Source organism: Kitasatospora sp. NPDC001225 (assembly GCF_053597855.1).
In genome coordinates, this window is sequence record NZ_JBSFJC010000018.1 from 63,965 (window position 1) to 90,653 (window position 26,689).

The 26,689-nt window shown below is 71.1% G+C and carries 23 protein-coding genes, 1 rRNA gene and 1 riboswitch; of the genes, 12 read left to right on the forward strand and 12 right to left on the reverse strand.

Features of this window, described 5'->3' with window-relative positions; genetic code table 11:
- Positions 1–9: 9 nt before the first annotated feature.
- On the reverse strand, positions 10–513 hold the full coding sequence (locus ACWDCZ_RS08945; protein WP_380777823.1) for a GNAT family N-acetyltransferase: 504 nt from the start codon (positions 511–513) through the stop codon (positions 10–12).
- A gap of 310 nt (positions 514–823) precedes the next feature.
- On the opposite strand from ACWDCZ_RS08945, the gene ACWDCZ_RS08950 reads away from it, so the two are divergent.
- The 5 genes from ACWDCZ_RS08950 (at position 824) to ACWDCZ_RS08970 (ending at position 7,124) form a co-directional block, all read left to right on the forward strand.
- The gene (locus ACWDCZ_RS08950; protein WP_074004381.1) at positions 824–2,101 is read left to right on the forward strand and encodes an extracellular solute-binding protein; all 1,278 of its coding nucleotides are present in this window, start codon (positions 824–826) and stop codon (positions 2,099–2,101) included.
- 201 nt (positions 2,102–2,302) lie between these two features.
- The gene (locus tag ACWDCZ_RS08955) at positions 2,303–3,304 is read left to right on the forward strand and encodes a carbohydrate ABC transporter permease (protein ID WP_049650566.1); all 1,002 of its coding nucleotides are present in this window, start codon (positions 2,303–2,305) and stop codon (positions 3,302–3,304) included.
- 40 nt (positions 3,305–3,344) lie between these two features.
- On the forward strand, positions 3,345–4,250 hold the full coding sequence (locus ACWDCZ_RS08960; RefSeq protein ID WP_049650565.1) for a sugar ABC transporter permease: 906 nt from the start codon (positions 3,345–3,347) through the stop codon (positions 4,248–4,250).
- A 131-nt stretch (positions 4,251–4,381) separates the two neighbouring features.
- A complete protein-coding gene (locus ACWDCZ_RS08965) occupies positions 4,382–6,079 on the forward strand; it encodes a glycoside hydrolase family 13 protein (RefSeq protein WP_049650564.1) in 1,698 nt (565 codons plus the stop codon).
- Positions 6,080–6,104: 25 nt separating this feature from the next.
- Positions 6,105–7,124: a LacI family DNA-binding transcriptional regulator gene (locus tag ACWDCZ_RS08970; protein ID WP_449815581.1), complete on the forward strand. Its 1,020-nt coding sequence runs from the start codon at positions 6,105–6,107 to the stop codon at positions 7,122–7,124.
- 119 nt (positions 7,125–7,243) lie between these two features.
- Here the strand turns inward: ACWDCZ_RS08970 and ACWDCZ_RS08975 are convergent, their stop codons facing one another.
- From ACWDCZ_RS08975 to ACWDCZ_RS08985, 3 genes are all read right to left on the reverse strand, one after another.
- Positions 7,244–7,444: a hypothetical protein gene (locus tag ACWDCZ_RS08975; RefSeq protein WP_117492512.1), complete on the reverse strand. Its 201-nt coding sequence runs from the start codon at positions 7,442–7,444 to the stop codon at positions 7,244–7,246.
- 296 nt (positions 7,445–7,740) lie between these two features.
- Positions 7,741–9,132 (reverse strand): transglycosylase family protein, encoded by a 1,392-nt coding sequence (locus ACWDCZ_RS08980; protein ID WP_449815582.1) that lies wholly within the window; start codon positions 9,130–9,132, stop codon positions 7,741–7,743.
- Positions 9,119–9,289, reverse strand: a riboswitch (cyclic di-AMP (ydaO/yuaA leader). It overlaps the preceding gene by 14 nt.
- A 451-nt stretch (positions 9,290–9,740) precedes the next feature.
- Entirely contained in the window at positions 9,741–10,700 is a 960-nt protein-coding gene (locus tag ACWDCZ_RS08985) for a hypothetical protein (RefSeq protein ID WP_259316966.1), read from the reverse strand.
- Between the two features lie 558 nt (positions 10,701–11,258).
- On the opposite strand from ACWDCZ_RS08985, the gene ACWDCZ_RS08990 reads away from it, so the two are divergent.
- Positions 11,259–11,522 carry a DUF397 domain-containing protein gene (locus ACWDCZ_RS08990; RefSeq protein WP_074004386.1) on the forward strand — a complete coding sequence of 88 codons (264 nt, stop codon included), beginning with the start codon at positions 11,259–11,261 and terminating at the stop codon, positions 11,520–11,522.
- 385 nt (positions 11,523–11,907) lie between these two features.
- On the opposite strand, the gene ACWDCZ_RS08995 is transcribed toward ACWDCZ_RS08990, so the two are convergent.
- Positions 11,908–12,483: an ATP-binding protein gene (locus ACWDCZ_RS08995; protein ID WP_241853036.1), complete on the reverse strand. Its 576-nt coding sequence runs from the start codon at positions 12,481–12,483 to the stop codon at positions 11,908–11,910.
- Between the two features lie 418 nt (positions 12,484–12,901).
- On the opposite strand from ACWDCZ_RS08995, the gene ACWDCZ_RS09000 reads away from it, so the two are divergent.
- Entirely contained in the window at positions 12,902–13,768 is an 867-nt protein-coding gene (locus ACWDCZ_RS09000; RefSeq protein ID WP_049650560.1) for a helix-turn-helix domain-containing protein, read from the forward strand.
- Between the two features lie 79 nt (positions 13,769–13,847).
- On the opposite strand, the gene ACWDCZ_RS09005 is transcribed toward ACWDCZ_RS09000, so the two are convergent.
- Entirely contained in the window at positions 13,848–14,453 is a 606-nt protein-coding gene (locus ACWDCZ_RS09005) for a TetR/AcrR family transcriptional regulator (RefSeq protein WP_049650559.1), read from the reverse strand.
- 228 nt (positions 14,454–14,681) lie between these two features.
- Positions 14,682–16,196 (reverse strand): MFS transporter, encoded by a 1,515-nt coding sequence (locus ACWDCZ_RS09010; protein ID WP_380778041.1) that lies wholly within the window; start codon positions 16,194–16,196, stop codon positions 14,682–14,684.
- A gap of 86 nt (positions 16,197–16,282) precedes the next feature.
- Between ACWDCZ_RS09010 and ACWDCZ_RS09015 the strand changes: the two genes are divergently transcribed.
- Positions 16,283–16,717 (forward strand): MarR family winged helix-turn-helix transcriptional regulator, encoded by a 435-nt coding sequence (locus ACWDCZ_RS09015; protein WP_049650557.1) that lies wholly within the window; start codon positions 16,283–16,285, stop codon positions 16,715–16,717.
- A gap of 58 nt (positions 16,718–16,775) precedes the next feature.
- Here the strand turns inward: ACWDCZ_RS09015 and ACWDCZ_RS09020 are convergent, their stop codons facing one another.
- The 5 genes from ACWDCZ_RS09020 to ACWDCZ_RS09040 form a co-directional block, all read right to left on the reverse strand.
- Entirely contained in the window at positions 16,776–17,723 is a 948-nt protein-coding gene (locus ACWDCZ_RS09020) for a M56 family metallopeptidase (RefSeq protein WP_117492506.1), read from the reverse strand.
- 154 nt (positions 17,724–17,877) lie between these two features.
- Positions 17,878–18,432, reverse strand: coding sequence for a DUF5134 domain-containing protein (locus tag ACWDCZ_RS09025; RefSeq protein WP_380778044.1), 555 nt, complete (start codon positions 18,430–18,432; stop codon positions 17,878–17,880).
- A gap of 324 nt (positions 18,433–18,756) precedes the next feature.
- Entirely contained in the window at positions 18,757–19,515 is a 759-nt protein-coding gene (locus ACWDCZ_RS09030) for an amino acid ABC transporter ATP-binding protein (protein WP_380778046.1), read from the reverse strand.
- Positions 19,512–20,411, reverse strand: a complete 900-nt coding sequence (locus tag ACWDCZ_RS09035) for an amino acid ABC transporter permease (RefSeq protein WP_449815583.1) — start codon at positions 20,409–20,411, stop codon at positions 19,512–19,514. Before ACWDCZ_RS09035 ends, ACWDCZ_RS09030 begins: the two co-directional genes overlap by 4 nt.
- Positions 20,412–20,509: 98 nt before the next feature.
- A complete protein-coding gene (locus ACWDCZ_RS09040) occupies positions 20,510–21,397 on the reverse strand; it encodes an ABC transporter substrate-binding protein (RefSeq protein WP_449815584.1) in 888 nt (295 codons plus the stop codon).
- A gap of 536 nt (positions 21,398–21,933) precedes the next feature.
- Between ACWDCZ_RS09040 and ACWDCZ_RS09045 the strand changes: the two genes are divergently transcribed.
- The 4 genes from ACWDCZ_RS09045 to ACWDCZ_RS09060 form a co-directional block, all read left to right on the forward strand.
- Positions 21,934–23,334, forward strand: coding sequence for a DUF6421 family protein (locus ACWDCZ_RS09045; protein ID WP_049650551.1), 1,401 nt, complete (start codon positions 21,934–21,936; stop codon positions 23,332–23,334).
- On the forward strand, positions 23,331–24,089 hold the full coding sequence (locus ACWDCZ_RS09050) for an SDR family NAD(P)-dependent oxidoreductase (protein ID WP_079272480.1): 759 nt from the start codon (positions 23,331–23,333) through the stop codon (positions 24,087–24,089). Before ACWDCZ_RS09045 ends, ACWDCZ_RS09050 begins: the two co-directional genes overlap by 4 nt.
- Positions 24,086–25,162, forward strand: coding sequence for a threonine aldolase family protein (locus ACWDCZ_RS09055; protein ID WP_049650550.1), 1,077 nt, complete (start codon positions 24,086–24,088; stop codon positions 25,160–25,162). Before ACWDCZ_RS09050 ends, ACWDCZ_RS09055 begins: the two co-directional genes overlap by 4 nt.
- 427 nt (positions 25,163–25,589) lie before the next feature.
- A 16S ribosomal RNA gene (locus tag ACWDCZ_RS09060) occupies positions 25,590–26,689 on the forward strand; the annotation flags it as partial.

Genomic DNA, 26,689 nt, shown 5'->3' on the forward strand with positions numbered 1-26,689 from the left:
GGGCCGGCGCTACGGCCGCAGGTCCCGGCGCATGCAGAGCCGGGGCCAGCGGTCCAGGCCGTGCTCGGCCTCCTTGCGGCGGATCTCCCGCAGGCCCGGCGTGAGTTCCTCCTCGGCCAGCGGCCGAAAGCCGCAGCGGGCGTAGTAGGGGGCGTTCCAGGGGACCTCAACGAAGGTGGTGAGGGTGAGCGCGGGGGCGTCGGTGGTTTCGGCGAGGTGCTCGATCAGCGCCCGGCCGATGCCGCGGCGGGCGTGGTCGGGGTGCACGGAGACCTGTTCGATGTGGAGGGCGCCGTCCACCGGTTCGGCGAGCAGGTAGGCGGCGACGGTTCCGTCGGGGGCCTCGGCGAGCAGGGCGACGCCCCGCTCCAGGTAGTGCGCCAGCTCCTCGGGTGCGGGGGGTTCGTCCTCGGCGATCTCCGGCATGCCGATCGCGGCGAAGGGTGCGCCGGCGGCCCGCTCCAGCTCGGCGAGCAGCGGAAGTTCGTCCCTGGTGACGGCTCTGATTCGCATGCGTCCAGTCTGCTGCAGAGCGTTTCCGGCCACGCACGGTGGTTCCGTCGGCCAGCCCACGGAGGGGTGAATCGGGCGAAACGGGGCAATCAGTGCCGCCGTCAACTACCGAGTGGCTACGTCCAGGACACGCGGGCGTAACGATCGCGGTTTCTTGCAGAAACTTGCTGCAAGGACTTTCCGTCCCTCTTGCGCCGCTGTTAACTTCCTTCCCGAGCCCGACGGCAGCAACGGTGCGGTCGGCACGAGGCAGCCATTATGCGCCTGTCTCGGAACATCTCGGGCACCCCCACCCTCCCTAGGAGTTCTCATGCGGCGTGGCATCGCGGCCTCTGCCCTCGTTGTGGCCCTCGCGGTCTCGATGGCTGCCTGTGGCAGCAGCGGCTCCAGCTCCGACGGCAAGGCCGACGGGCCGGTCACCCTCACGTACTGGGACACGTCGAACGCCACCAACGAGGCGCCGAACTACCAGGAGCTCGTCAAGAAGTTCGAGGCTGCGAACCCGACCGTCAAGGTCGACTTCGTCAACGTGCCGTTCGACCAGGCGCAGAACAAGCTGCAGACCGCCATGGGGGCCAAGGGTGCTCCGGACGTGTTCCGCTCCGAGGTCGGCTGGACCGCCGCCTTCGCCAAGGCCGGCTTCCTGGAGCCGCTGGACGGCACCCCGGCCGCCGCCGACACCTCCGCCTTCCAGCCGAGCCTGATCCAGCAGGCCAAGTACGAGGGCAAGCTGTACGGCGTTCCGCTGGTGACCGACACGCTCGGCCTGCTCTACAACAAGGAGCTGTTCACCAAGGCCGGCATCACCGAGGCGCCGAAGACCTGGGACGAGCTGAAGACCGACGCCGCCGCCGTCAAGGAGAAGGCCGGCGTGGACGGCTTCTGGCTGAAGGCCGCGGACGGCTACTACGCGATGCCGTTCCTGTACGGCGAGGGCACCGACACCGTCGACGCCGCCGGCAAGAAGATCAGCGTCGCCTCGCCGGAGGCCGTCAAGGCCGTCGAGACCTACAAGACGATGTTCACCTCGCCCGGCACCGTCAAGGCCGACGTCACCACCGACGCCTACGCCCACATGATGGACGCCTTCAACAGCGGCAAGGTCGCGGCGATCGTCCAGGGCCCCTGGGAGATCACCAACATCTACAAGGGCTCGGCCTTCGCCGACAAGAACAACCTCGGCATCGCCGCCGTCCCGGCCGGCTCCAGCGGCAAGGCCGCCGCTCCCACCGGTGGTCACAACATCGCCGTGTACGCGGGTGCCGACAAGGCCCACAAGGCCGCCGCGGAGAAGTTCGCCGCCTTCATGACCTCGGCCGAGAGCCAGGCGTTCATCGCGCAGAAGAACTCCACCCTGCCGACCCGCTCCGACGCCTTCACCGCCGACGTCAAGGCCGACCCGGGCATCGCCGGCTTCCAGGCCGTGCTGAGCAGCGCCAAGCCGCGCCCCGAACTGCCCGAGTACAGCTCGCTGTTCGCCTCGCTGAGCACCAACCTGGGCAAGGCCGTCCAGGGTACGAGCACCCAGGACGCGCTGAACACCGTCTCCACCGACTACGCCAAGCTCCTGCCGGGCTTCGCCAAGTAGTCCCTGTGCCCGGCCCGCCGGTCGACGGGTGACAGCGGACGAGGAGCGGCCGAACGCGTGACGGCGAACGAATAACAGAGAACAGATTTCATCATCTGTCAGTTGTTCGCCGTCCGCCGTTCGGCGCCGCCCTCACCTGTCGCCCCCCGGAGGGCCGGGCCGTCGGCTCCCCCCGAGAATCCCCCCGAGAAGGTGCAAACGATGTCAGTCGCCGTGCAGGGCGCCACCGGCAAGGGCAGCCGGGAGCGCGAGCAGCGTCCGGGCCTGCTGGAACGCGTCAAGCGGTCCTACGCCAAGCACTGGTACGCCTACGCGATGATCGCCCCGGTCGTGCTGGTGCTCGGCGTGCTGGTGCTCTACCCGCTCGCCGAGGGCATCTGGCTCACCCTCACCGACGCCAACAGCCTCAACATGGCGCGCAAGATCGGCGTCAACGAGATCCCGGCGACCTACCAGTTCGTCGGCTTCCACAACTACGCCGACATCCTGTGGGGCCCGGGCTCGTACGACCGCTTCTGGTCGCACTTCGTCTGGACCATCGCCTGGACGGCCGTCTGCGTCTTCCTGCACTACACCCTCGGGCTCGGCCTCGCGCTGCTGCTCAACCAGAAGCTGCGCGGCCGCGCCGCCTACCGGATGCTGCTCATCCTGCCGTGGGCCGTACCGACCTTCGTCACCGTCTTCTCCTGGCGGCTGATGCTCGCCGACGGCGGCGTCGTCAACAGCATCCTCTCCTTCCTGCACCTGCCCGAGCCGGGCTGGCTCACCGAGCCGTGGGCGCAGAAGGCGGCCGCGATCATGGTGAACACCTGGGCCGGCGTGCCGTTCATGATGATCTCGCTGCTCGGCGGCCTCCAGTCGATCCCGGCCGAGTTGTACGAGGCCGCCGAGATGGACGGCGCCACCGCCTGGCAGCGCTTCCGGTACGTCACCCTGCCCGGGCTGCGCTCCGTCTCCTCCACGGTCGTGCTGCTCGGCGTGATCTGGACGTTCAACCAGTTCAACGTGATCTTCCTGCTGTTCGGCACCGGCGCCCCCGACGCCCAGCTGCTGGTCACCTGGGCGTACCGCCTCGGCTTCGGCCAGATCCCGCGGGACTACGCGCAGTCCGCCGCCTACGGCGTGATCCTGCTGTCCATCCTGATCGTCTTCACCGCCTTCTACCGGCGCTGGCTCGCCCGCAACGAGCAGGCCAACGGCTGAGGCCCCGGACCCAGTTGACCCACGAAGGCAGGTACCCCCGATGAGCACCACCACCGAACTCCCGGCCCGTGCGGCGGCCCCGGCCCCGGCGGCCCGGCCCGCCAAGGTCCGCCGCCGCGGCGAGCGCAGCCCGCTGGCCCGGGCGCTGTCCCACGGCACCCTGATCCTGGCCGGCCTGATCGCGCTGTTCCCGGTCGCGTGGATCCTGTTCGTCTCGCTCGGCCCGGACAAGACCGACTACCTCCACCCCGGCCAGATCCTCGACAAGCTGACGCTGTCGAACTACCAGCACGTGCTGTCCGACACCGACTTCTTCACCTGGTTCGGCAACGCCCTGCTGGTCTCCGGGGTCACCACCGTGTTCGGCGTGATGCTCGCCGCCACCACCGGCTACGCCGTCTCCCGGATGAAGTTCCCCGGGCACAAGCCGCTGATGTGGTCGCTGCTGGTCACCCAGATGTTCCCGATCGCGGTGCTGATCGTCCCGATGTACACGATGCTCTCCGAACTCGGCCTGCTGGACAGCTACACCGGTCTGATCCTGGTCTACTCGACCACCACCGTGCCGTACTGCGCCTGGCTGCTGAAGGGCTACTTCGACACCATCCCGGTGGAGATCGACGAGGCCGGCCGGGTCGACGGGCTCAGCCCGTTCGGCACCTTCTGGCGGCTGGTTCTGCCGCTCGCCCGCCCGGGCCTGGCGGTGGCGGCCTTCTACTCGTTCCTCACCTACTGGGCCGAGGTGCCGTTCGCCTCCACGTTCATGCTCAGCTCCGACAAGTACACGCTGGCCGTGGGCCTGCAGACCTTCGTCAGCGAGCACGACGCCCAGTGGAACCTGATGGCCGCGACCGCCGTGCTGATTGCGATCCCGTCCGCGGCCTTCTTCTACCTGGTGCAGCGCCACCTGGTCACCGGTCTGACCGCCGGTGCCTCCAAGTCGTAGCGCGCCTCCAAGTCGTAGCGCGCCACCGCGTCGTCACGCGCCACCCGCAACACCGCCGTTCCCGACCACGTCGTCACGCGCCTCCACGTCCCGGCGCCTTCCGCTCCTCTAGTCCCCAAGGGATACCGTCCATGACCCAGAACCTGGCCGACACCTCCCGGCCTGCCGCCGACACCGCTCACGAGGCGAATGTCAGCGCGTCCAGAGGCTGGTGGCGGGACGCGGTCATCTACCAGGTGTACCCGCGCAGCTTCGCCGACTCCAACGGCGACGGCATGGGCGACCTGCCCGGCGTCCGCAGCCGCCTGCCCTACCTGCGCGACCTCGGGGTGGACGCGGTCTGGCTGTCGCCGTTCTACGCCTCGCCGCAGGCGGACGCCGGCTACGACGTCGCCGACTACCGCGCCGTGGACCCGATGTTCGGCACCCTGCTGGATGCCGACGCCCTCATCCGGGACGCCCACGACCTGGGCCTGCGGATCATCGTCGACCTCGTCCCCAACCACTCCTCGGACCAGCACGAGTGGTTCCAGCGCGCCCTGCGGGAGGGCCCCGGCTCCCCGCTGCGCGACCGCTACCACTTCCGCCCCGGCAAGGGCGAGCAGGGCGAACTCCCGCCCAACGACTGGGAGTCCATCTTCGGCGGCCCGGCCTGGACCCGCAGCGAGAACCCGGACGGCACCCCCGGCGACTGGTACCTGCACCTGTTCGCCCCGGAGCAGCCCGACTTCAACTGGGAGAACCAGGCCGTCGCCGACGAGTTCCGCTCGATCCTGCGGTTCTGGCTCGACATGGGCGTGGACGGCTTCCGCATCGACGTCGCCCACGGCCTGGTCAAGGCCCCCGGCCTGCCCGACCTCGGCGGCGCCGACCAGCTGAAGCTGCTCGGCAACGACGTCATGCCGTTCTTCGACCAGGACGGCGTGCACGAGATCTACCGCAGCTGGCGCACGATCCTCGACGAGTACCCGGGGCAGCGGATCGGCGTCGCCGAGGCCTGGACCCCGACCGTCCAGCGCACCGCCAACTACGTCCGCCCCGACGAGCTGCACCAGGCCTTCAACTTCCAGTACCTGGGCACCGGTTGGGAGGCCGCCGCGCTGCGTGAGGTGATCGACCTCTCGCTCGACTCGATGCGCCCGGTCGACGCCCCCACCACCTGGGTGCTGTCCAACCACGACGTCACCCGGCACGCCACCCGGTTCGCCAACGAGCCCGGCCTCGGCACCCAGATCCGCACCCCCGGCGACCGGGCGCTCGGCCTGCGCCGCGCCCGCGCCGCCACCCTGCTGATGCTCGCGCTGCCCGGCTCGGCGTACGTCTACCAGGGCGAGGAGCTCGGCCTGCCGGACGTCACCGACCTGCCCGACGAGGTCCGCCAGGACCCGTCCTTCTTCCGCCAGGCCGGCCAGGACGGCTACCGCGACGGCTGCCGCGTCCCGATCCCGTGGTCCGGCACCGAGGCCCCGTACGGCTTCGGCCCGGTGGCCGGCGGGCCGTCCTGGCTGCCGCAGCCGGCCGAGTGGGCCGAGCTGAGCGTCGAGGCGCAGACCGGCGACCCGAACTCCACCCTGGAGCTCTACCGCAGCGCGCTGGCCGTCCGCCGGGCCCAGCCCGACCTCGGCGCCGGCACCGGGGTCGAGTGGCTGGAGAGCCCCGAGGGCACCCTGGCGTTCCGCCGCGGCGCCTTCGTCTGCACCGTGAACACCACCGGCGAGCCGGTGCGGATCGCGGCCCCGGGCACGCTGCTGCTCGCCTCGACCGACCTCGTGGTGGACGGCGGCGAGACGGTGCTCGCTCCGGACAGCACCGGCTGGTGGGCGGTCTGACGTGGTTGGAATAGGCTCTGGGACCGTGACTACGGCGCGACTCTCAGACATCGCGGCGCAGGCGGGGGTCAGCGAAGCCACCGTCTCCCGCGTGCTCAACGGCAAGGCGAACGTTTCCGCCGCCACCCGGCAGACCGTGCTGGCGGCACTCGACGTGCTCGGGTACGAGCGGCCGACCCGCCTTCGCCAGCGCAGCGCCGGGCTGATCGGCCTGATCACGCCGGAGCTCAGCAACCCGATCTTCCCGGCGCTGGCCCAGGTGATCGAGCAGGTGCTCAGCCGGCACGGCTACACCCCGGTGCTGTGCACCCAGACACCGGGCGGGTCCACCGAGGACGAACTGGTGGACATGCTGGTGGACCGGGGCGTGGCGGGCATCGTCTTCGTCTCCGGCCTGCACGCCGACACCACCGCCGACCACGACCGCTACGCCCGGCTGGCCGGGCGCGGGGTGCCGTTCGTGCTGATCAACGGCTACAGCGAGAAGATCGACGCGCCGTTCATCTCGCCGGACGACCGCGCCGCGATGTGGATGGCCGTCCAGCACCTGGCCGAACTCGGGCACGAGCGGACCGGGCTGGCCGTCGGTCAGCGCCGGTACGTACCGGTGCTTCGCAAGATCGAGGGCTTCACGGCGGCGATGCGCGAGGTGCTCGGGCTCGGCCGGGAGGAGGCCGAGAACCTCGTCCACCACACGCTGTTCAGCGTGGAGGGCGGGCACGCGGCGGCCGGCGCGCTGCTCGACAAGGGCTGCACGGCGATCGTCTGCGGGAGCGACATGATGGCGCTCGGGGCGATCCGGGCGGTGCGGCAGCGCGGGTTGTCGGTGCCGCAGGACGTGTCGGTGGTCGGCTTCGACGACTCGCCGCTGATCGCCTTCACCGAGCCGCCGTTGACCACGATCCGCCAGCCGGTCGAGGCGATGGCCACGGCGGCGGTGGACGCGCTGCTGGAGGAGGTCGGCGGGAACGCCGCCCAGCGCGGCGAGTTCATGTTCCAGCCGGAGCTGGTGATGCGCGGGTCCACCGGGGCCTGCGCGCGCTGAACCCCGGCCGCCACGGCCGTCGGACGGGCCCCGGAGGGCGATCGCTCTCCGGGGCCCGTCGGCGTGCGCGCGGTCGGCCGTCGCGGGCCGTGCCGGACCGTGGCGGGCCGTGGGGTGGGTCAGCCCTCCTGGGCGGTCGGGCGGTCGGCGGTCAGGCGGTGCCCGTCGGCGGCCTCGCCGGTACGGGTCTCGGTGCGGCGGCCGCGGGCCAGGTAGTCGCGCAGGACCAGTTCGACGGCGTCCTGGGGGCTCTTGGTGCCGGAAAGCATCATCGCGTCGATCGCGAGGTTCGCGTCGAGGGTGACGGTGACCTGGGCCATGTGACTCCTCCTCGGGTGCAGAGCAGCAGCATGCCCGCTGGGGCGGCGATCCACCACGGAACGGGGCGGAACCGCGGTCGGGAACGGTCGGGCACGCCGTGGCCCCGGGAACGCCGGAACCCCCGGGGAGGAGCGACCAGACTCTCCCCGGGGGTGGTGGGCGGTCAGCGTTCGGACGACGGCCGACAGCTGACGGATAACAGCTGACAGATGTTGAAATCTGTCAGCTGTTATCTGGTACCCGTCAGCTGTTACCGGCCGTCCGTCGGCCGTGCGCCGTGGACCGCGCGCCGTCCTCAGACCCGGCCGGCGAAGTCCGGGGCCCAGTTGGCGATGCTCTGCTCGCGGACGCCCGAGCTCGGGTTGGCGGCCTCGACGTACTTGCCGTTGCCGACGTAGATCGCGACGTGGTAGACGCCGGAGTCCTTGCCGTTGTTGGACCAGAACAGCAGGTCGCCCGCCTGGAGGCTGTCCAGCGAGACGTGGGTGCTGGCGGCGGCCTGGTCGGCGGCGACGCGCGGGACGGAGACGCCCGCGGCGCGCAGCGCGGCCTGGGTCAGGCCGGAGCAGTCCCAGCCGCCGTTGCCGGTGCCGCCGTAGACGTACGCCTGACCGACCTTCGACTCGGCGAAGGAGACCGCGGCGGCCATGCTGCCGGTCGCGGCCGGCGCCTGGGTCTGGGTCTGCGTCTGGGCCTGGGGCTGCGGAGCGGGCTTGGTGGCGGGCTTCGCGGCCGGCTTGGTGGACGGCTTGGCGGCCGGGGCCTCGGGCTGCGCGGTCGGCTGGGCGTTCACGGCACCGCCGTTCGCGGACTGGCCGGACTTCTGCGAGCGGTCGAACCAGGTGAAGTCCGAGCCGGACGTGCCGGCGGAGGGCTGGCCCGCCCGGGCCTGGCCGTTGCCGCCGAAGGACAGCTGCTGGCCCGGGTAGATGGTGTCCGGACCCTCGGTCAGGGTGCCGCGGTTGAGGTCGTACAGCCGCTGCCAGCCGCCCTGCACCTTGTGCTGGTCGGCGATCGCGGACAGCCAGTCGCCCTCGACGACGGTGTAGTCGCCGCCCTGGGCCTGCTGCTGGCGCTTCTGCACCCAGTCGCTCCGGTTGCCGGAGGCGGCGGAGTCCGTGGAGGCCTGCGCGTCGCCCTGGGCGGGCGCGGCGGGCTTCGCGGCGGGGGTCTGGGGCTGCGCGGGCTTGGCGCTGGGCTTCGCGGCCGGAGCGGCCGGCTTGGCGCTCTGGGCGGGCGCGGCGGGCTTGGCGGCGGTCGAACCCGCCGAGGTGTCAACGGCGGCCGCGGCGCCGCCCTTGGTGAGCCCGGCCTGGACGGAGCAGACCGGCCAGGCGCCGGGGCCCTGGGAGGCGAGGACCTTCTCGGCGACGGCGATCTGCTGGTCCTTGGTGGCCAGGTCGGCGCGGGCCGCGTAGGCCGTGCCGCCGAAGGCGGACCAGGTGCTGGAGGTGAACTGGAGGCCGCCGTAGAAGCCGTTGCCGGTGTTGATGCTCCAGTTGCCGCCGCTCTCGCACTGGGCGACCTTGTCCCAGGTGGCGACGGAGGCGGCCGAGGCGGTGCCGGTGGTGAGGCAGGGGACGGTGAGGCCGACGCCCGCGACGCCGAGGGCGGCGATCACGCGACGGGTACGGCCGGACAGACGGGTGCCGTTGGTGGGCAGCATGAAGACGTGGTCCTCTCCCACGCCTGCGAGGTGAGCTGTCGGATTCGGGCTGGAGTTGCCCGGCCGTGCGGTGAGCACGGCTTCACCCCTAGCCCTGGACCGTTCCGGAGAGCGGTCCGGGGCGACTTACCTGTGGGTCCCCCGCTCCTGCCGTGGTGCGTTTTCGCGCTTCCAGGACATCCGACGGCAGGACTCGGCGTTGCGGATGACCGGGTTCGTGTGGTCACGAACGGGGAGCACGTTAATCAGACTTAAGTTCAAACTGCAAACCACTGTGATGTGCATCACGGTTTAGTGGAAACTGCCAAAATTGCCACTCACCATGATCGTAAATGATCGTTTTCAGGCAATGCTGTTGCGGAAGCCGACAACTGGCTCCGCCTCAGGAGCGGCGTGACGGTGCGTCGAATCGCGGAGTGGCGCACTCCGGCGGGTGGGGGAGCGGTCGCGATCGGAGCATGTGAATCCACGCTCCCTATTTCCTTTCAAATAGCGCCAGAACGGACATTCCCCTTCATTGCCGGGTGACTCCCGTACGGGACGGACGGGGTGGGGGGAAGTACGCGGAAGGGCCCGGAACGCGATCCGTTCCGGGCCCTTCGGTGCGCGCGAACCCGCGCGCGGTGTCCTTATCGTCCGCCAGGCCCCTCGGCGGCCGCGTGGGCGCCACGGGAGCCCTCCGCGACCCCCTCGGCCTCGGCGGCGGCCGCCGCCTCCGCCTCGGCCCGTGCCAGGTCCTCCGGGGACGGCGTGGGCAGCGCGGCCAGGTAGGTGGAGGCGATCAGCTGGCCGACCGACGGGTAGGCGCCCAGCGGCGCGGCCGACGGGCAGCCGGTCTCCTCGGCGGCGGTGGCGAGCAGCTCGGAGTCCGCCTCCGGACCGATCACCAGCGGGGCCAGCGCCGGGCGCTGCGAGCCGGTGTCCTTGAGGTGGTTGACGGCCGCGGCCACCGAGCCGGGCACGTCGAGCGCGGCGGCGACGACCGGCACGGCCAGCCGGGCGGCCAGCAGCACGCCGGTGATGCCGGCTGCGGCGGCCGCGTCCTCGCCGCCGACGGTGGTCAGCACCACGCCGTCCGCGGCGGTCGCGATGGCGAACAGTCGGGCGCGGTCGGCCCGGGCCAGCCCGGCCTCGGAGAGCCGGACGTGCACGGCCTCGGCCAGCAGCGGGTGCGGGCCCAGCGGGTCGGTGACGGGCGCGCCGTACTCGGCGGCGAGCGCGTGAAGCCCGGTCAGGAAGGTGTGCGGGCCGGGCACCAGCGGCACCAGGACGGGCATCGGCCGCCCGGCCTCGGCGGCCAGGGCCAGCAGCTCGGCCACGGTGCGGTCCTCGCCGCTCGCGCCCGCCGCACCGTCACCGGGGAGGTAGCCGACGGCGGTCTGGACGCCGTTCTGCTCGGTGCGGACGATCGAGAGCAGCTCCTCGACGACCGAGCGGGACTCGGGCCCGGCGGTCGCGGGCACGGCGAGCACCAGGGCCGGGGCGCCGGCCGGGATCTCGGGGCGCTCGGGACGACGGTGGCGCCCCCGCGCACGGGAGCCTGGAGTACGGACGGGCAGTGGCGCGCCCGGAATGGCTGCGGTGCTCATGCCGGAGATCGTAGGACATCGGCCCGTCCGGCTTGCAGTCGGCTGCCGTACGGGTTTCGCGTGCTCGCGGTACGGACCCGGTGCGTCTCCGGCGCCGGTCCGGGCGCTTTGCCTACAATCCGGACATTCTTCGCCCAACCCCCGCATGGTGGCCGGTGCTTGTCCCGACGCGATCCGAGGGGGCGGGCGTTGCACCCGGGGCGCGTGAGATGTCTCACAGCATGAGCCCGGCTTGACGGAGGGTCACGGGCGGGCGACTCCCGGCATTCGAAGATCAACATTCAGCGGGGAGGTGCTCACGGCCGGTTATCGCGGGCTCGACGATTCATCGGCTATGTCCGTTTACGTACCGTCAGAGGAAGGGCCCGTGAAGAGTTCGCGGCTGCGGGTAAAAGGCCTCGTGCACCTGCAATGTCCCGTGCTGATGCACGTGCACTGCGGCTATCATCACGTCAAGTGAGGCGTTGTGCCGGACCGGTACGGGGCCGGTCCGTTCGTTTCGGCGGTGCCGGGGGCGCCGCGCTGGACGACAACTCCGGAGCTCTTCGGGAGATTTCTATGCACGACTCGCAGGACACGCACGGCTCGTACGACACCTACAACGGGATGGCCGCCGCCGATCTCCAGGGGGTGGTCTGGCAGAAGAGCCGGCACAGCAACTCCCAGGGCAACTGCGTCGAGTTCGCGGCCCTGCCGGGCGGCGATGTGGCGATGCGCAACTCGCGGTTCCCGGACGGCCCCGCCCTCATCTACACCCGGGCCGAGATCTCCGCCCTGCTGCTGGGGGCGAAGGACGGGGAGTTCGACCACCTGGCGGTCTGACCGGCCGCCGTGCTCCATCATCGGGGGGCCGTCGTGGGTGCCGACACCACGACGGCCTTTGTCTTTGTCTCCTCCGGATGTCTTCGCTCCGGAGGCCTCTCCCGGATCCGTCCGGCCGCCCGGCCCGCCCGGCCGTGCTGAGCCGCTCGCGGTTCCGTGGTGCCGGAGGCTCTCGACGGGGCCTGCTGGAAGGGCCCGGGGTGCGGTCCTCCCGGGGTGTCCGTCGACCGGCCGCGCGCCGTCCGGCGCGGGGCCCGTCCCGAAGGCAGGGCTCCTCCGGAGTGCAGGGCCTGTCCCGGGGTCAGGGCTCGTCCGGAACGCCGGGCCCGCTCGGAGCACGGGGCCCGCTGGGAGCACAGGACCCGCTCGGAGCGCGGGGCCCGTCCTAGGCCGAGCGCCGATGCCGTCCGCCGACGTCGACGGGACCGTCGAGCGGTGAGCGGCCGCCGAGCCCGGGGTGTCCGTCCAGCGGGGAACCGCCGACCGACTCGGCCTCGAACATCGCCCAGACCACCTTGCCGCTGCCCAGCGGGTGCCAGCCCCAGGAGCGGCTGAACGACTCCACCAGGTGCAGCCCGCGGCCCGATTCGGCGACGAAGTCGGCCTCCCGGGCGACCGGGCCGGTGCTGCTCGGATCGCTCACCGCGCAGACCACCTGGGGTGCGCGGTGCACCAGGCTTATTCGGATCGGCAGCCGGCCGTCCGCGGTCGGCTTCATGGGAAAGTCGTACTCGCCCAGGGCGCCGCCCGACGGGTCGGGCCGTGCGCCGATCGCATGCCGGAGCGCGTTGGTCACGAGTTCCGAGGCCACCAGCGCGACGTCGTCGAACAGTTCCGTCAGGCCCCAGAGCTGGAGCGTGCTCCGAGCGAAGTCCCGCGCGGTTCTGACGGCTTCGAAGCGAGGAGCGAGCGTACAGGTGACCACATGGGGGTCAACCGCCAAAGCCGTACCGGTGCTCATGAAGAGCTCCTCCCATAAGGGGGCGGACACGGCTGGACCCGCCGGGGTCATGCCGGTCACCTCCGACTCGCTCGGCCGCTCGGCCGCCCCCTCGACCAGGCGCGCGCGCACTCGAACGCCCGATGACGCGGGGGACGCCGTCGGGTCGGTGCACGGAGTCGCGCGTGGGGTCGACGCGGAGCCCGCGGGATTGCCAGGGATGTGCAGGTGCACGTGCACCATGGTGGTGTGCGCTCACTGCAGATGCAAGAGTCGATTCACGTGCAGTCGCACTATTGGCATATGCAAGCGCCGAATGCACGTGCATCCTGGTGCGTGGAGTGCAGAACTGATAGGAACATCCGTCAGTATCGGCACCGTGAGCGCTCAACTGATGGCAGACTGTGCGCTGTTTGCCCTAGGTGGAGGTTTCGACCGCATGACCACAGTTCAGCCGGGCGGCGGCTCGATGGTCCGCCGGATCCTCCTCGGCTCGCAGCTGCGCCGCCTGCGTGAGGCGCGCGGCATCACCCGCGAGGACGCGGGCTACGCGATCCGGGCCTCCGAGTCCAAGATCAGCCGCATGGAACTCGGCCGCGTCAGCTTCAAGGAGCGCGACGTCGCCGACCTGCTCAGCCTGTACGGCGTGGACGACGGCATCGAGCGGGAAGCCCTGCTCGGCCTCGTCCGCGAGGCCAACAAGTCCGGCTGGTGGCACAGCTTCAACGACGTGCTGCCGGGCTGGTTCCAGACCTACGTCGGCCTGGAGGAGGCCGCCCAGCTCATCCGCACCTACGAGGTGCAGTTCATCCCCGGACTGCTGCAGTCCGAGGAGTACGCACGGGCGGTTTTCGGCCAGAGTCGGCCGGTCATCAGCGAGGAGGAGGTCGAACGGCGGGTCAGCCTCCGGCTGCGTCGTCAGAAGTTGCTGACCGAGGGGGCCAGCCCGCGCCTGTGGGCGGTCATCGACGAGGCCGCGCTGCGCCGGCCGGTCGGCGGGCCCCAGGTGATGCGCGGTCAGGTGCAGTACCTGATCGACGTCGCCGAGCAGGCCAACGTGGTGATCCAGGTCATGCCGTTCCGGTTCGGCGCGCACGCGGGCGAGTCCGGGGCGTTCACGATCCTGCGCTTCCCGGAGCAGGACCTCGCGGACGTGGTCTACCTGGAGCAGCTCACCAGCGCGCTCTACCTGGACAAGCGCGACGACGTCGACGCCTACATCCAGGTCATGGAGCGGCTCTGCGTGGACAGTCTCACGCCGGAGCGCACGATAGACCTGCTCGCCTCGATCCTGAAGGAACGCTGAGCCGCTGCCGTCCGGGGCCTGTGAGATCCCTCCCTCGCGAGGCCCCCGGCAGTCGGTCCGCCAGGCCGCCCACCCGCCGTCAGTCGCGGGCCGGCGGCCTCTCGCGTTCCGGCGGGGACGGCTGCGGCGGGCGGCCCAGCTCCCAGGCCAGGTCGTAGCGGCGGAAGAGGTCGGCCCGGATCGGCGCCAGCGGGATCTCGGCGCCCGGCAGCAGCACCCCGATGCAGCCGCCCATCAGCGCACTGCGCAGGACGGCGTGCTCGGCGACCGGGTCGGGCGCGCCCCAGTCGAGCAGCAGGCCCTGGAGCAGGGCCCCGAGCTGCTGCTGCTCCGGGTCCTGGACGAAGGCGCCGGTGTCCGGGTCGAGGATCAGCGCCAGGTGCGAGCGCATCACCCGGGGGTGGTCCAGCGCCAGCCCGAGCACGGTGTCGATCGCCCGGGCCAGCCGGGCGTTCGGCGAGGAACCGGGTGCCAGTTCCGCCAAGGCGCAGGCCAGCGACTGGTGCATCATCCGGTGCGTCGCGGACTGCATCAGCAGCCGTTTGCCGTCGAAGTAGTACGAGAGCAGCCCGCGGGCGAGTCCGGCCCGCTCGGCGATGTCCGTCAGCGTGGTGCCCGCGTATCCGCGCTGGTCAACCAGCTCGACGGTGGCCCGCATGATGCGTCGGCGGGAGCGTTGCCGCATCTCCTCATTGACCGAATCCCCGCGAGGTGCCATCGTGTCTGCTCCGAACGTTCGTTGGCTGCCAGCCAATATACTTGCGGAGCCGACAGCCGCACCGAGGAACCGTGCCCCGAGGGGCGCTGCCCGGGCGGCCGCCACGAAGACGGCCGGCTCCACCAACACGGGGGTTTGGTGGAGCCGGCGCCACGGCCCGACGGCCCGGAGATCGGCCGCGGGCGGGGCCCGGGGTCAGCGCTCGGTCAGGACTTCGGCGCGGGCCGCGGTCGACCCGGCTGATGAGTAATCATAATCCGGCACCGGCGCGGGAGTTGAGGCGCGGCGCCGGTCCACCAGGGCGCCCGCCGCCGCGACCACCAGGCCGACCAGGGCGACCATCGTGACGAACAGCAGCGCCGGCCGGTAGCCGTCCAGCTGGGCCTGCGGGCTGTCGCCGCCCGCGCTGCCGGCCGTGATCATCGCGGTCGCTCCGGCCAGGACCACCGCGGTGCCGACCTGGATCGCGGTGTTCACCAGGCCCGAGGCCAGGCCCTGCTCCTCGTCGCCCACGCCGTCGGTGGCGGCGATGTTCACCGAGGGGAAGGCGAAGGCGAAGCCCACGCCGAGCAGCAGCATCGAGGGCAGCACCAGGCCGGGGTACGAGCTGTGCTCGTCCAGCCGCAGGAACAGCGCGAAGGCGGCGACCAGCGAGAGCAGGCCGATCGGCAGCAGCCGCCCGGTGCCGAAGCGGTCCACGATCGGGCCCATGAAGGGTGCCGAGAGCGCGATGAGGGCCGCGGCGGGGAGCAGGCCGAGGGCCATCTCCAACGCCGACCAGCCGAGCAGGTGCTGGAGGTAGAGGGTGACCACGAACTGGAAACCGCCGTAGGCGCCGGTCATCGCGAAGGCGACCACGTTGGCCCGGGCGACCGAACCGTTGCGGAAGATGCCGAGCCGGACCAGCGGGTGCGCGGCGCGGCTCTCCACCCACAGGAAGGCGGCGGCCAGCAGGGCGACGACGAGCATCGAGCCGAGCGTGCGCGCGCTCAGCCAGCCGGCGCCCTGGGCCTCGGTGACGGTGAAGACCAGCAGCAGAACGGTCGCGGTGCCGGTGATCGCGCCCAGCGCGTCGTAGCCGCCCTTGGCGCGCTCCTCGACCGGGCGGGGGAGCAGTCGGACGGCGAAGACCAGCGCGAGCAGCGCGACCGGGACGGGCATCAGGAAGGTCCAGCGCCAGCCGACCGAGGTGAGCAGGCCGCTGAGCACCAGGCCGAGCGAGAAGCCGCTGGCACCGCAGGTGGTGTAGATCGACAGGGCGCGGTTGCGGGCCGGGCCCTCCGCGAAGGTCGTGGTGATGATCGACAGGCCGGCCGGGGCGGTGAAGGCGGCGCTGACGCCCTTGAGGAAGCGGGCCGCGATCAGCAGGCCGCCGTCGTCGACCAGGCCGCCGACCAGTGAGGCGGCGGCGAAGACGCCCAGGGCGACCAGGAACACCCGGCGGCGGCCGAGCAGGTCGGCGGCGCGTCCGCCGAGCAGCAGCAGACCGCCGTAACCGAGCACGTAGCCGGAGACCACCCACTGCAGGGTGGAGGTGGACAGGTGCAGGTCGGAGCCGATGGACGGGAGGGCGACGCCCACCATGGAGACGTCCAGGGCGTCCAGGAACATGGCGGCGCAGAGCACGATCAGGGTGCCCCAGAGGCGGGGAGTCCAGTGCGGCCCGCTGGTTGACGGGGCATCGGGTGATGGGACGGTCGCGGTGGTCATGGGAGGACAGTACATGCACATGCATTCAATGCAAGTGAATTAGATGTGAACGCAATAATTGTCGATGCACGTGCTAGGGTGGCGGGGTGGCTGAACTCGACTCCCCGGCGGAGACCGGTCTCGTCGCGCAGTGGCGCGAGCTGCTGGCCCGGCACGCTGCCGCTGCCTGCATGCTCGACCGCGAGCTGGGCGACCGGTACGGGCTGGGCATGAGCGAGTTCGAGGTGCTGGAGCGCCTCGTCGAGGAGTGTGGGGGTGGCGGCGGGCCCGCGGTGCGGGTGAGCGAGCTGGCCCATACCGTCCACCTGAGCCAGAGCGCGCTCTCCCGGCTGATCGCCCGCCTGGAGAAGGCCGGACTGGTCACCCGGGCGATGTGCGAGAGCGACCGGCGGGGCGTCGTGCTCACCCTCACCGAGGCCGGGCGGGAACGGTACGAGCAGGCCAGGCCGCTCCACCGCCAGGTGCTGGAGCTGACCCTCGGCGGTGGACTCGGGCCGGCCTGCGGATCGTCCACCGACTGACGGATCGGTTTTCCGGCTGACGAAACGTCAAGAATCCCGGGCTGAAGCCGGGTTGGCCTCAGAGCAGCGAGTGCAGCCCCGGTGCGGCGGCCAGCAGGACGACCACGGCGGGCGCGGCGAGCGCCCCGACGGTGAGTCGCAGCCGGTGCGGGACGGAGAGCCGCGGACGGCCCGCGAGCAGCCGGTCGACCCGCTTCGGGGACTGCGCCAGGCCGGGCGGACAGGAGCCGAACACCCCGCGGTCCAGGTTGAGTTCGGCCAGCGCCAGGGCGGTGGTGTGCCGACCGTGCCGACGGGCGGCCCGGTCGTCGGCGGCCAGCTCGACCAGCTCCGCCACCTGGTCCCGGAAGGCGCTGAACACGCCGACCCCGGGGAAGCCGGAGGCGAGCGCCTGGGCGAACTGCTGGAGCCAGTGGTGCCGGGCCCGGACGTGGCCGCGCTCATGGCTCAGCACGGCCGCCAGCTCCCGGTCGGTCAGCTGCCGGAGGGCGCCGGTGGTGACCACCAGCCGGGAGTCCGGTCCGGGCAGCGACCACGCCTCCGGGCGGACGTTCTCCAGGACCACCAGCCGCTCCCGGCGGCTCCGGTCGCTCTCGATGCTGTCCGGCAACTCGGGTGCACGGGTGGCCAGTTGGGCGTGCCGGCGATTGCGCAGCGCCTTGGCCGTGCGGACCTCCCGGGTGAGCGCCAGCACCGTCTGCACCCCGCCCGCGGCCAGTGCCGCGGCGCACAGCCGGCCCCAGCCCTCGGCCTCCTGGAGGCCGTACGCCGCCTCCACGCCGTGCGGCGCGCCGCGGAACAGCAGCGCGCGCAGCTCCGGCAGGGCGGCGGAGGCCGCCAGGAGGAGGCCCAGCGCACAGCAGAGCAGGACGGCCACCACCAGGCACTGCCACACCAGCAGTGCCAGCACCGGTTCGCGCTCCGCCCAGCGGGCCCGGGCCAGCAGCCGGGGCGCGACGGTCGAGAGCAGCAGGCCGAGCAGCAGCAGGCCGATCAGGGCAGGCATCGATGGGCTCCCCGAGTACGCACGGAACGCGACAACGCGCTCCCCGCCAACCTATGCGCTGGCGACGTCCGGTGGAACGGCTTTCGTCCGGCCAGTGACCAACGCCACGCCCGGACGGGGGCCTTGGGGTGCCGGAGGTCGTGGCGTGCGGCCGTCACATGGTCAGGAGCATGGCGAACATGCCGATCCCCATGGTGAGTCGGCAGGCCTGCGGCAGACCGGCGGTGCCGACCGCGAGGGCGCCCGCCGGGGTGCGCAGCAGCCGGCTGCCGGTCCAGAGGGTGTACCCGCCGAAGTAGAGGAGGAGTGCCCCGGTCAGCACCGGAAGGCCCAGGGCGGCGGCCTGGTGGTGCCCGTGGCCGGAGGCGCCGGCCATCGCGAGGGCCATGTACGTCATGGCGAGCGCGCCGACCGCGTGGTGCAGGCGGTGCGCCCGCCCGGCCGGGGCGTGGACGGCGGCGAGCAGGAAGGCGGCGGCGGGGAGGCCGAAGAGCCCGGCCCAGACGGCGGCTGGGACGGTGGCGCCGGTGACGGCCATCGCGGCCATGCCGAGCCCCATCAGGGCCTCGGCGGCGTCGGACTCGCGGGCGAGCGGCCGGTGTGCGCCGCCCGGGGCGCAGGGGGAGTGGCGCAGCCGGGTCAGGCAGGAGGTGCCCGCGCCGGCGGCGAGGAGGGCGAGGAGCCAGTTGACCAGGGCGGGTCCGTGCAACGGAGGCCTCCCGGGGCGGTGGGCGACGGGGCGGCGGGCGGCGAACAGATGACAACGGACAGCGGTCAGCGAACAGATGATGAAATCTGTCGGCTGTCAGTTGTCACCCGTTGGCTGTCGCCCGTGCGCCGCCCCCGTGCGCGGCGACGGACGTCCGGTCCACGATCACCGCACCCGGCCGGGCGTGGCCAGGGCGCGTACGGGGGCGCACAGTGGTGCCCGTCCTCGCGAAAGCCCTGGCCGCACGCCTGCCGCACGCCCACCGCACGCCTCGTGGCAAACCCCGGCCGCAGAACGCGGTACCCGCCGGCCGGGCGTGCCCGCTCAGCCCTGGAGCCGCCCCGAGGCGACCACCCGGCTGAGGAACTGCCGGGTGCGCTCCTCCTGCGGGTCGCCGAACACCTGCTCCGGCGGCCCCTGTTCGAGCACCACCCCGCCGTCCAGGAAGCAGACCCGGTCGGCGACCTCGCGGGCGAAGCCCATCTCGTGGGTGGAGAGGACCATCGTCATCCCCTGCTCCTTGAGGTCCCGCACCACCGACAGCACCTCGCCGACCAGCACCGGGTCGAGCGCCGCGGTGATCTCGTCCAGGAGCAGCAGCCGCGGCCCGGTGGCCAGCGCGCGCACGATGGCGACCCGCTGCTGCTGCCCGCCGGACAGCCGGTCCGGGTACTCCTTCGCCTTGGCCGCCAGCCCGAGCCGGTCGAGCAGTTCCAGCGCCCGCGCCTCCGCCTCGGCCCGGGCGACCCGGTGCACCCGGCGCGGCGCGAGCGTGATGTTCTCCAGCACCGTCAGATGCGGGAACAGGTTGTACGACTGGAACACCACGCCGATCCGGCGCCGTACGGCGTCCTCGTCCGCGCGCGGATCGGTGATCTCCTCACCGTCCAGGAAGATCGCCCCGTCGTCGATCCCCTCCAGCAGGTTGACGCAGCGCATCAGCGTGGACTTGCCGGAGCCGGACGCCCCGATCAGCGCCGTCACCGAGTGCTCGGCCACGGCGAGGTCCACGTCGCGCAGCACCACCTGGTCGCCGAAGGTCTTGCGCACCGACTCCAGCCGGAGCACCTCGCTCGACGTCACACCGCACCTCCCTGCAGCTGGCGGCGGTTCATCCGGGTGGTCAGCCAGTCGGCGAACCGGGTCAACGGAATGGTCAGCACGATGAACACCAGCCCCGCCACCAGGTACGGCGTGAAGTTGAAGGACCGGGCCGCGATGATCTTCGCCGCGTACACCGCGTCGATCGCCCCGCCGATCGAGACCAGCCCGGTGTCCTTCTGGAGGCTCACCAGGTTGTTGAGCAGCGGCGGCACCACCCGGCGGACGGCCTGCGGCAGCACCACGTACCGCATCGCCTGCGCGTTGGTCAGCCCCAGCGACCGGGCCGCGGCGCGCTGGCTCGGGTGCACCGACTCGATGCCGGAGCGGAACACCTCGGAGACGTACGCGGAGTACGTCAGCACCAGCGCGGCCCCGCCCAGCAGCAGCGGATCGGTGGTCACCCCGGTCAGCCGCAGCGCCGGCACCCCGGTGATCATCACCAGCAGGCAGATGATCATCGGCAGCCCGAGGAAGAAGTCCACGTACGCGGTGGCCAGCAGCCGCACCGGCAGGAAGACCGGCCCGCGCAGCGTCCGCAGCACCGCCAGCAGCAGTCCGAACACCAGGATCAGCGCCCCGCAGCCGAGCATCAGCTCCAGGTTCAGCCGCAGCCCCTTCAGCACCTCGGGCAGTGCCTGGCGGGCGTAGTCGAGGTTGAAGAAGGTCCGCCGGGTCACCTCCCAGCCGGGGGAGTTGACGACCAGCAGGTAGAGCACGACGGCCGTCGCCAGGGTCGACGCGGTGGCGATCAGCGCCGAGCGGCGGGCCCGGGAGCGCCGGTAGGCCTCGTGCGCCAGCCGCCGCTCGGACGGGCGGTAGCCATCCTCCGCGGCCGGCGTCCTGGTCCGCGCCACCGGGGCCTTGGCGAGGTCCACCGAGCCCTCCCGACCCGACGATTCCCCGCCCGACGACTCCCCGCCCGACGACTCCCCGCCCGACGACTCCCCGCTCGGCCGGGGGCCCAGGTCAGCACTCACTTCAGCACCGGTGCCGAGACGGCGTCGGAGAGCCACTGCTTCTCCAGCTTCGCCAGCGTGCCGTCGGCGCGCAGCGCGTCCACCGCCTGCGAGACGCAGCCGGTCAGCTTGGAGCCCTTGTCCAGCACCAGGCCGAACTGCTCGGCCCGCGAGGACACCTCGAACTGGCCGACCACCTGGGCCTCCGGCACCTCGGCGCCGGTGATGTAGAAGGCGGTCGGCAGGTCCACCACCAGCGCTTCGATCTGGCCGTTCTTCAGCGCCGCCTTGGCCAGGTCGTTGGAGTCGAAGACGGCCGGCTGGGTGCTCGGCTTGATGGTGTCGGTGATGGTGTCCAGGCTCGTGGTGCCGACCTGCGCGCCGATCTTGGCGCCCTTGAGGTCGGCGATGCTCTTGGCCCCCGCCGCCTTGGAGTTCTTCAGCGCGATGACGGTCTGGCGCACGTCGTAGTAACCGGAGGAGAAGTCCACCGCCTGCTTGCGTTCGTCGCTGACGGACACCTGGTTGATGTCGAAGTCGAAGTCCTTGGCGCCCGGGGAGGTCGCCTTGTTGAACGGCGCCACCACCCAGCTGACCTTCTCCTTCGGGTAGCCGAGCCTCTCGGCGACCGCGTAGGCCACGGCGGACTCGAAGCCCTTGCCGTTCTCCGGCTTGTCCTCGGTGAACCAGGGGTCGTACGCGGGCTTGTCGGTGCCGACGGTCAGCGTCCCGGCGGTACGCGTGGCCAGCGCCCCCGGCGCGCAGCCCGCCGCCGACCCGGCCGCGCCCGAGGCGCCCGGGGCGGCGTCGGACTTCGAGTCCTGCGGCGCGCAGGCGGTCAGCACGGCCGCGGCGGCGACCAGCGCGGCGATGGGCAGTACGGCGGACGGCTTGCGGAGGGTCATGACGGGGCTCCAGGGAAAGGACCGGCGGGACGGAAGGAAGGTGAGGGGCACGGGAGGGCGCGACGGGCGGCCCGCATCCCGGCGGGTCACTTCCCCCCGGTGGCGGCGCCGGAACACACGCGGCATGGTCGGCGTACGGGCCCGCGTCCGCGGCGCCCCCCGAGCCGGACCGGCGGCAGCCGGGTCGGCGGCAGGCCGGTCAACAACAGCGGCGACAGCGGCAGCAGAGGCCGCGCGCGCGACAGCGACAGCGACGGCAGACGTGCCGACGGGAGGGCGCCCGGAACGGGCTGTCGTGGCGTACGGCCACCGTGATCACCGCCGGGAGCATGCGGGGAGGTTCGCATCAGAACGGCGCATCTGTCCAGAACATCCAGATCACTGTCCACATGCCGGACAACCCGCCCCCCGCCGAAGGTTTCCGCGCCGGAGCGGTGGTGCGCCGGAACTTTGCCCGTCCGGCCCCCCTTGAACGGGAGAACCTTTCGTACTTATGGTGTTCCCGTTGAAATAACTCCTGTCGAAGTGAGTCCACGATGCAGAATCTTTCGCCAAGGCTCGCTGTGGCGGCCGACGCCCCGGTCTCGACCCTCGCCGGCCACCCGGCCTGGCTGCGCCTGAAGGAGGCCGTCGAGACGCTGCGCCCGCTCCAGTCGAAGGACGGCTCGATCGACCTGGCCGCCGTCCAGCGGCACACGGTCGACCCGCTGGTCGCGACCGTCCGCGCCGCCGTCCAGGAGCTCGCTCCGAACTTCCCGCACGACGCCGCCTACCTGGCCGCCGTCGACGCGGACCTCGCCAAGTGGGCCGACACCGGCTACCGCGAGCCCGACTTCCTGGACTCGCTCCTCGCCTTCCAGCCCGCCGCCCAGCGCGAGGACGGGCTGGAGCACCTGGTCGTCTTCCCGATGTACACCCAGAACGGCAACCCGGACCGCAACCTGGAAGCCGTCCTGCTGAGCGTCGTGTGGCCCGACTGGCTGGCCGAGCTGGAGCGCACCCGCTTCGACAACCCGATGTTCGTGCCGATCACCTTCACGGACTTCACCGCCGGCTACGACACCAACTCCGCCGTGCTCTTCCCCGAGACGGTCTCCGTGCGCAAGGCGCCGGAACGATTCACCTGGGGCGGCATCTTCTGCGACCGCGAGGCCGCGCGCTTCCGCGCCGTCACCACCAGCGCCGTCCAGCAGCTCGGCCTGGAGATCCCGGCCGACGCCGAGGGCCTGCTCCAGGACCAGCAGCGCGCGCAGGAGACCTTCGTCCTGTGGGACCTGGTCCACGACCGCACCCACAGCCACGGCGACCTGCCGTTCGACCCCTTCATGATCAAGCAGCGCAGCCCGTTCTGGATGTACGGCCTGGAGGAGCTCCGCTGCGACCTCACCACCTTCAAGGAGGCGGTGCAGCTGGAGACCGAGGGCAACCCGCACGCCCGCGACGTCCAGTACGCGGTCCTCTTCGACCGCCTGTTCCGCTTCCCGGTCTCCGGCGACCGGGTGCGCAACTACGACGGCCTCGGCGGCCAGCTGCTCTTCGCCTACCTGCACAAGCACGACGCGCTGCGCTGGCGCGACAACCGCCTCAGCATCGACTGGGAGCGCGCCCAGCAGGTCACCAACGCGCTCTGCGCCGAGATCGAGACCCTCTACCGCGACGGCATCGACCGGCCGAAGCCGGCCCACTGGATCGCCGCGTACGAGCTGGTCTCCCGCTACCTCACCCCGCACCCGGCTTCCACCTGGGCGAAGGGTTCCGAGGCCCTGCCGCTCGACATCACCGACGGCAAGGCCCTCAACAAGGCCCTCTGCGACGCCGTGCTCCCGGACGAGTTCCCGCTGAGCATGTTCTACGAGGCCCTCAACAAGAAGCTGAGCGGCGTCATCGCCGCCACCGCCGGCATCACCGGCGCCGGGATCCAGGGAGCCGCCGCGTGACCACCTCCACCAACGCCCCGCTGGCCGGCAAGGTCATCGCCGTCGCCGGAGCCAGCGGCCCGGCCGGCCGCGCGGTGCTGCGCCGCCTCACCGCCGACGGTGCCACCGTGATCGGCGCCGACATCGACGCTCAGCGCCTGGAGTCCGCGCTGGACGCCACCCGGGTGGCCGTCCGCGGGGCCAAGGTCAGCGGCCAGGTGATCGACCTGCTCGACCCCCAGGAGGTCCACGACTGGGCCGACCACCTGGAGTCCGAGCACGGCCACGTCGACGGCCTGTTCCACCTGGTCGGCGGCTGGCGCGGCGGCAAGACCTTCTTCGACACCCGGCTGGACGACTGGGACTTCCTGCACGACACTGTCGTGCGCACCCTCCAGCACACCTCGCTGGCCTTCCAGCCCGCGCTGGTCCGCAGCACCGCCGGCCGCTACGCGATGATCTCCGCCGCGGCCGCGCACAAGCCCACCGCCGGCGGCGCCGCCTACGCGGCCGCCAAGGCCGCCACCGAGGCGTGGACCCTCGCCATGGCCGACTCCTTCAAGAAGGAGACCACCGCCCCCGACGGCGAGCCCACCGCGGCGGCTGCGATCCTGGTCATCAAGGCGCTGGTCAGTCCCGAAATGCGGGCCGAGAAGCCGGAGGCGAAGTTCGCCGGCTTCACCGACACCGCCGACCTCGCCGGACACCTGGCGGGCCTCTGGGACCGCCCCGCAGCAGAACTGAACGGACAGCACCTGTGGCTGACAGCCCGATGACCGACCTCACCCGTACGGACGCGGTACGGCGGCACGACCCCGCCGTCCGCGGCTTCGCCAGCGACAACTACGCCGGCGTGCACCCGGAGGTCCTCGCCGCGATAGCCCTCGCCAACGGCGGCCACCAGATCGCCTACGGCGAGGACGACTACACGGCCCACCTCCAGGACGTCTTCCGTCGCCACTTCGGCGACAAGGCCGAGGCCTACCCCGTCTTCAACGGCACCGGCGCCAACGTGGTCGCCCTCCAGGCCCTGCTCCCGCGCTGGGGCGCGGTGGTCTGCGCCGAGTCCGCCCACATCCACGTGGACGAGGGCGGCGCCCCGGAGAAGATGGGCGGCATCAAGCTGCTCACCGTCCCCACCCCGGACGGCAAGCTCACCCCCGAGCTGCTCGACCAGCAGGCCTGGGGCTTCGGCGACGAGCACCGCGCGCAGCCGCTCGCGGTCTCCATCACCCAGAGCACCGAGCTCGGCACCCTCTACACCGCCGACGAGATCCGCGCGATCACCGAGCACGCCCACCAGCTGGGCATGCTCGTCCACGTGGACGGCTCCCGCCTGGCCAACGCCGCCGCCTCGCTCGGCCAGCCGCTGCGCGCCTTCACCACCGACGTGGGCGTCGACGTGCTCTCCTTCGGCGGGACGAAGAACGGCCTGCTGTTCGGCGAGGTCGTGGTGGTGCTCAACCCGGAGCGGGTTCGCAACATCACGTACCTGCGCAAGACCTCGATGCAGCTCGCCTCGAAGATGCGCTTCGTCTCGGTCCAGTTCGAGGCCCTGCTCTCCGGCGACCTCTACCTGCGCAACGCCGGCCACGCCAACGCGATGGCCAGCCGCCTGGAGGCCGCGGTCCGGAAGATCGACGGCGTCGAGGTGGTCCGCCCGGCCCAGGCGAACGCGGTGTTCGCGATCCTCCCGCGCGAGGTGAGCGAGCGGCTCCAGAAGCGCTACCGCTTCTACTTCTGGAACGAGCACACCGGCGAGGTCCGCTGGATGTGCGCCTTCGACACCACGGAGGCCGACATCGACGCCTTCGCGGCGGCCATCGCCGAGGAGATGGGCCGCGCCTGACGGTGCTCGAACGACGGATCGTCCCGTCCCGCGACAGCGGGGCGGGACGATTTGCATGTGGCGGGCCGGTGCCCGTACAGTTCCGGAGTCGCCGCGGGAGACCGGGGCGGCAAAGCGGAAAGCGAATCCGATGAATGAAACTCCGGAAAACGGAGCGGAAAACATCTGATAAGCTGGAAACACGAAAGAACGAAGCCCGGAGGGTCCGCTGGAAGGCGGTCCGAAGGAAGCGTCCGTTCCTTGAGAACTCAACAGCGTGCCAAAAGTCAACGCCAGATATGTTGACATCCCCGGCCTCGGTCATTGCGACTGGGGTTGGAGATTCCTTTTGAAACAAACACTAGCGAGGACGCAGTGCGCGGGATCACCTTATTCCGGTGGTTGCCGTGCCGCTCAACGCGGGTGTCGACCCGATTACGGGTAAACATTCACGGAGAGTTTGATCCTGGCTCAGGACGAACGCTGGCGGCGTGCTTAACACATGCAAGTCGAACGGTGAAGCCCTTCGGGGTGGATCAGTGGCGAACGGGTGAGTAACACGTGGGCAATCTGCCCTGCACTCTGGGACAAGCCCTGGAAACGGGGTCTAATACCGGATACGACCTTCCTCCGCATGGGGGTTGGTGGAAAGCTCCGGCGGTGCAGGATGAGCCCGCGGCCTATCAGCTTGTTGGTGGGGTAATGGCCTACCAAGGCGACGACGGGTAGCCGGCCTGAGAGGGCGACCGGCCACACTGGGACTGAGACACGGCCCAGACTCCTACGGGAGGCAGCAGTGGGGAATATTGCACAATGGGCGAAAGCCTGATGCAGCGACGCCGCGTGAGGGACGACGGCCTTCGGGTTGTAAACCTCTTTCAGCAGGGAAGAAGCGCAAGTGACGGTACCTGCAGAAGAAGCACCGGCTAACTACGTGCCAGCAGCCGCGGTAATACGTAGGGTGCGAGCGTTGTCCGGAATTATTGGGCGTAAAGAGCTCGTAGGCGGCCTGTCGCGTCGGATGTGAAAGCCCGGGGCTTAACCCCGGGTCTGCATTCGATACGGGCAGGCTAGAGTGTGGTAGGGGAGATCGGAATTCCTGGTGTAGCGGTGAAATGCGCAGATATCAGGAGGAACACCGGTGGCGAAGGCGGATCTCTGGGCCATTACTGACGCTGAGGAGCGAAAGCGTGGGGAGCGAACAGGATTAGATACCCTGGTAGTCCACGCCGTAAACGTTGGGAACTAGGTGTTGGCGACATTCCACGTCGTCGGTGCCGCAGCTAACGCATTAAGTTCCCCGCCTGGGGAGTACGGCCGCAAGGCTAAAACTCAAAGGAATTGACGGGGGCCCGCACAAGCAGCGGAGCATGTGGCTTAATTCGACGCAACGCGAAGAACCTTACCAAGGCTTGACATATGCCGGAAACACCTGGAGACAGGTGCCCCCTTGTGGTCGGTATACAGGTGGTGCATGGTTGTCGTCAGCTCGTGTCGTGAGATGTTGGGTTAAGTCCCGCAACGAGCGCAACCCTTGTTCTGTGTTGC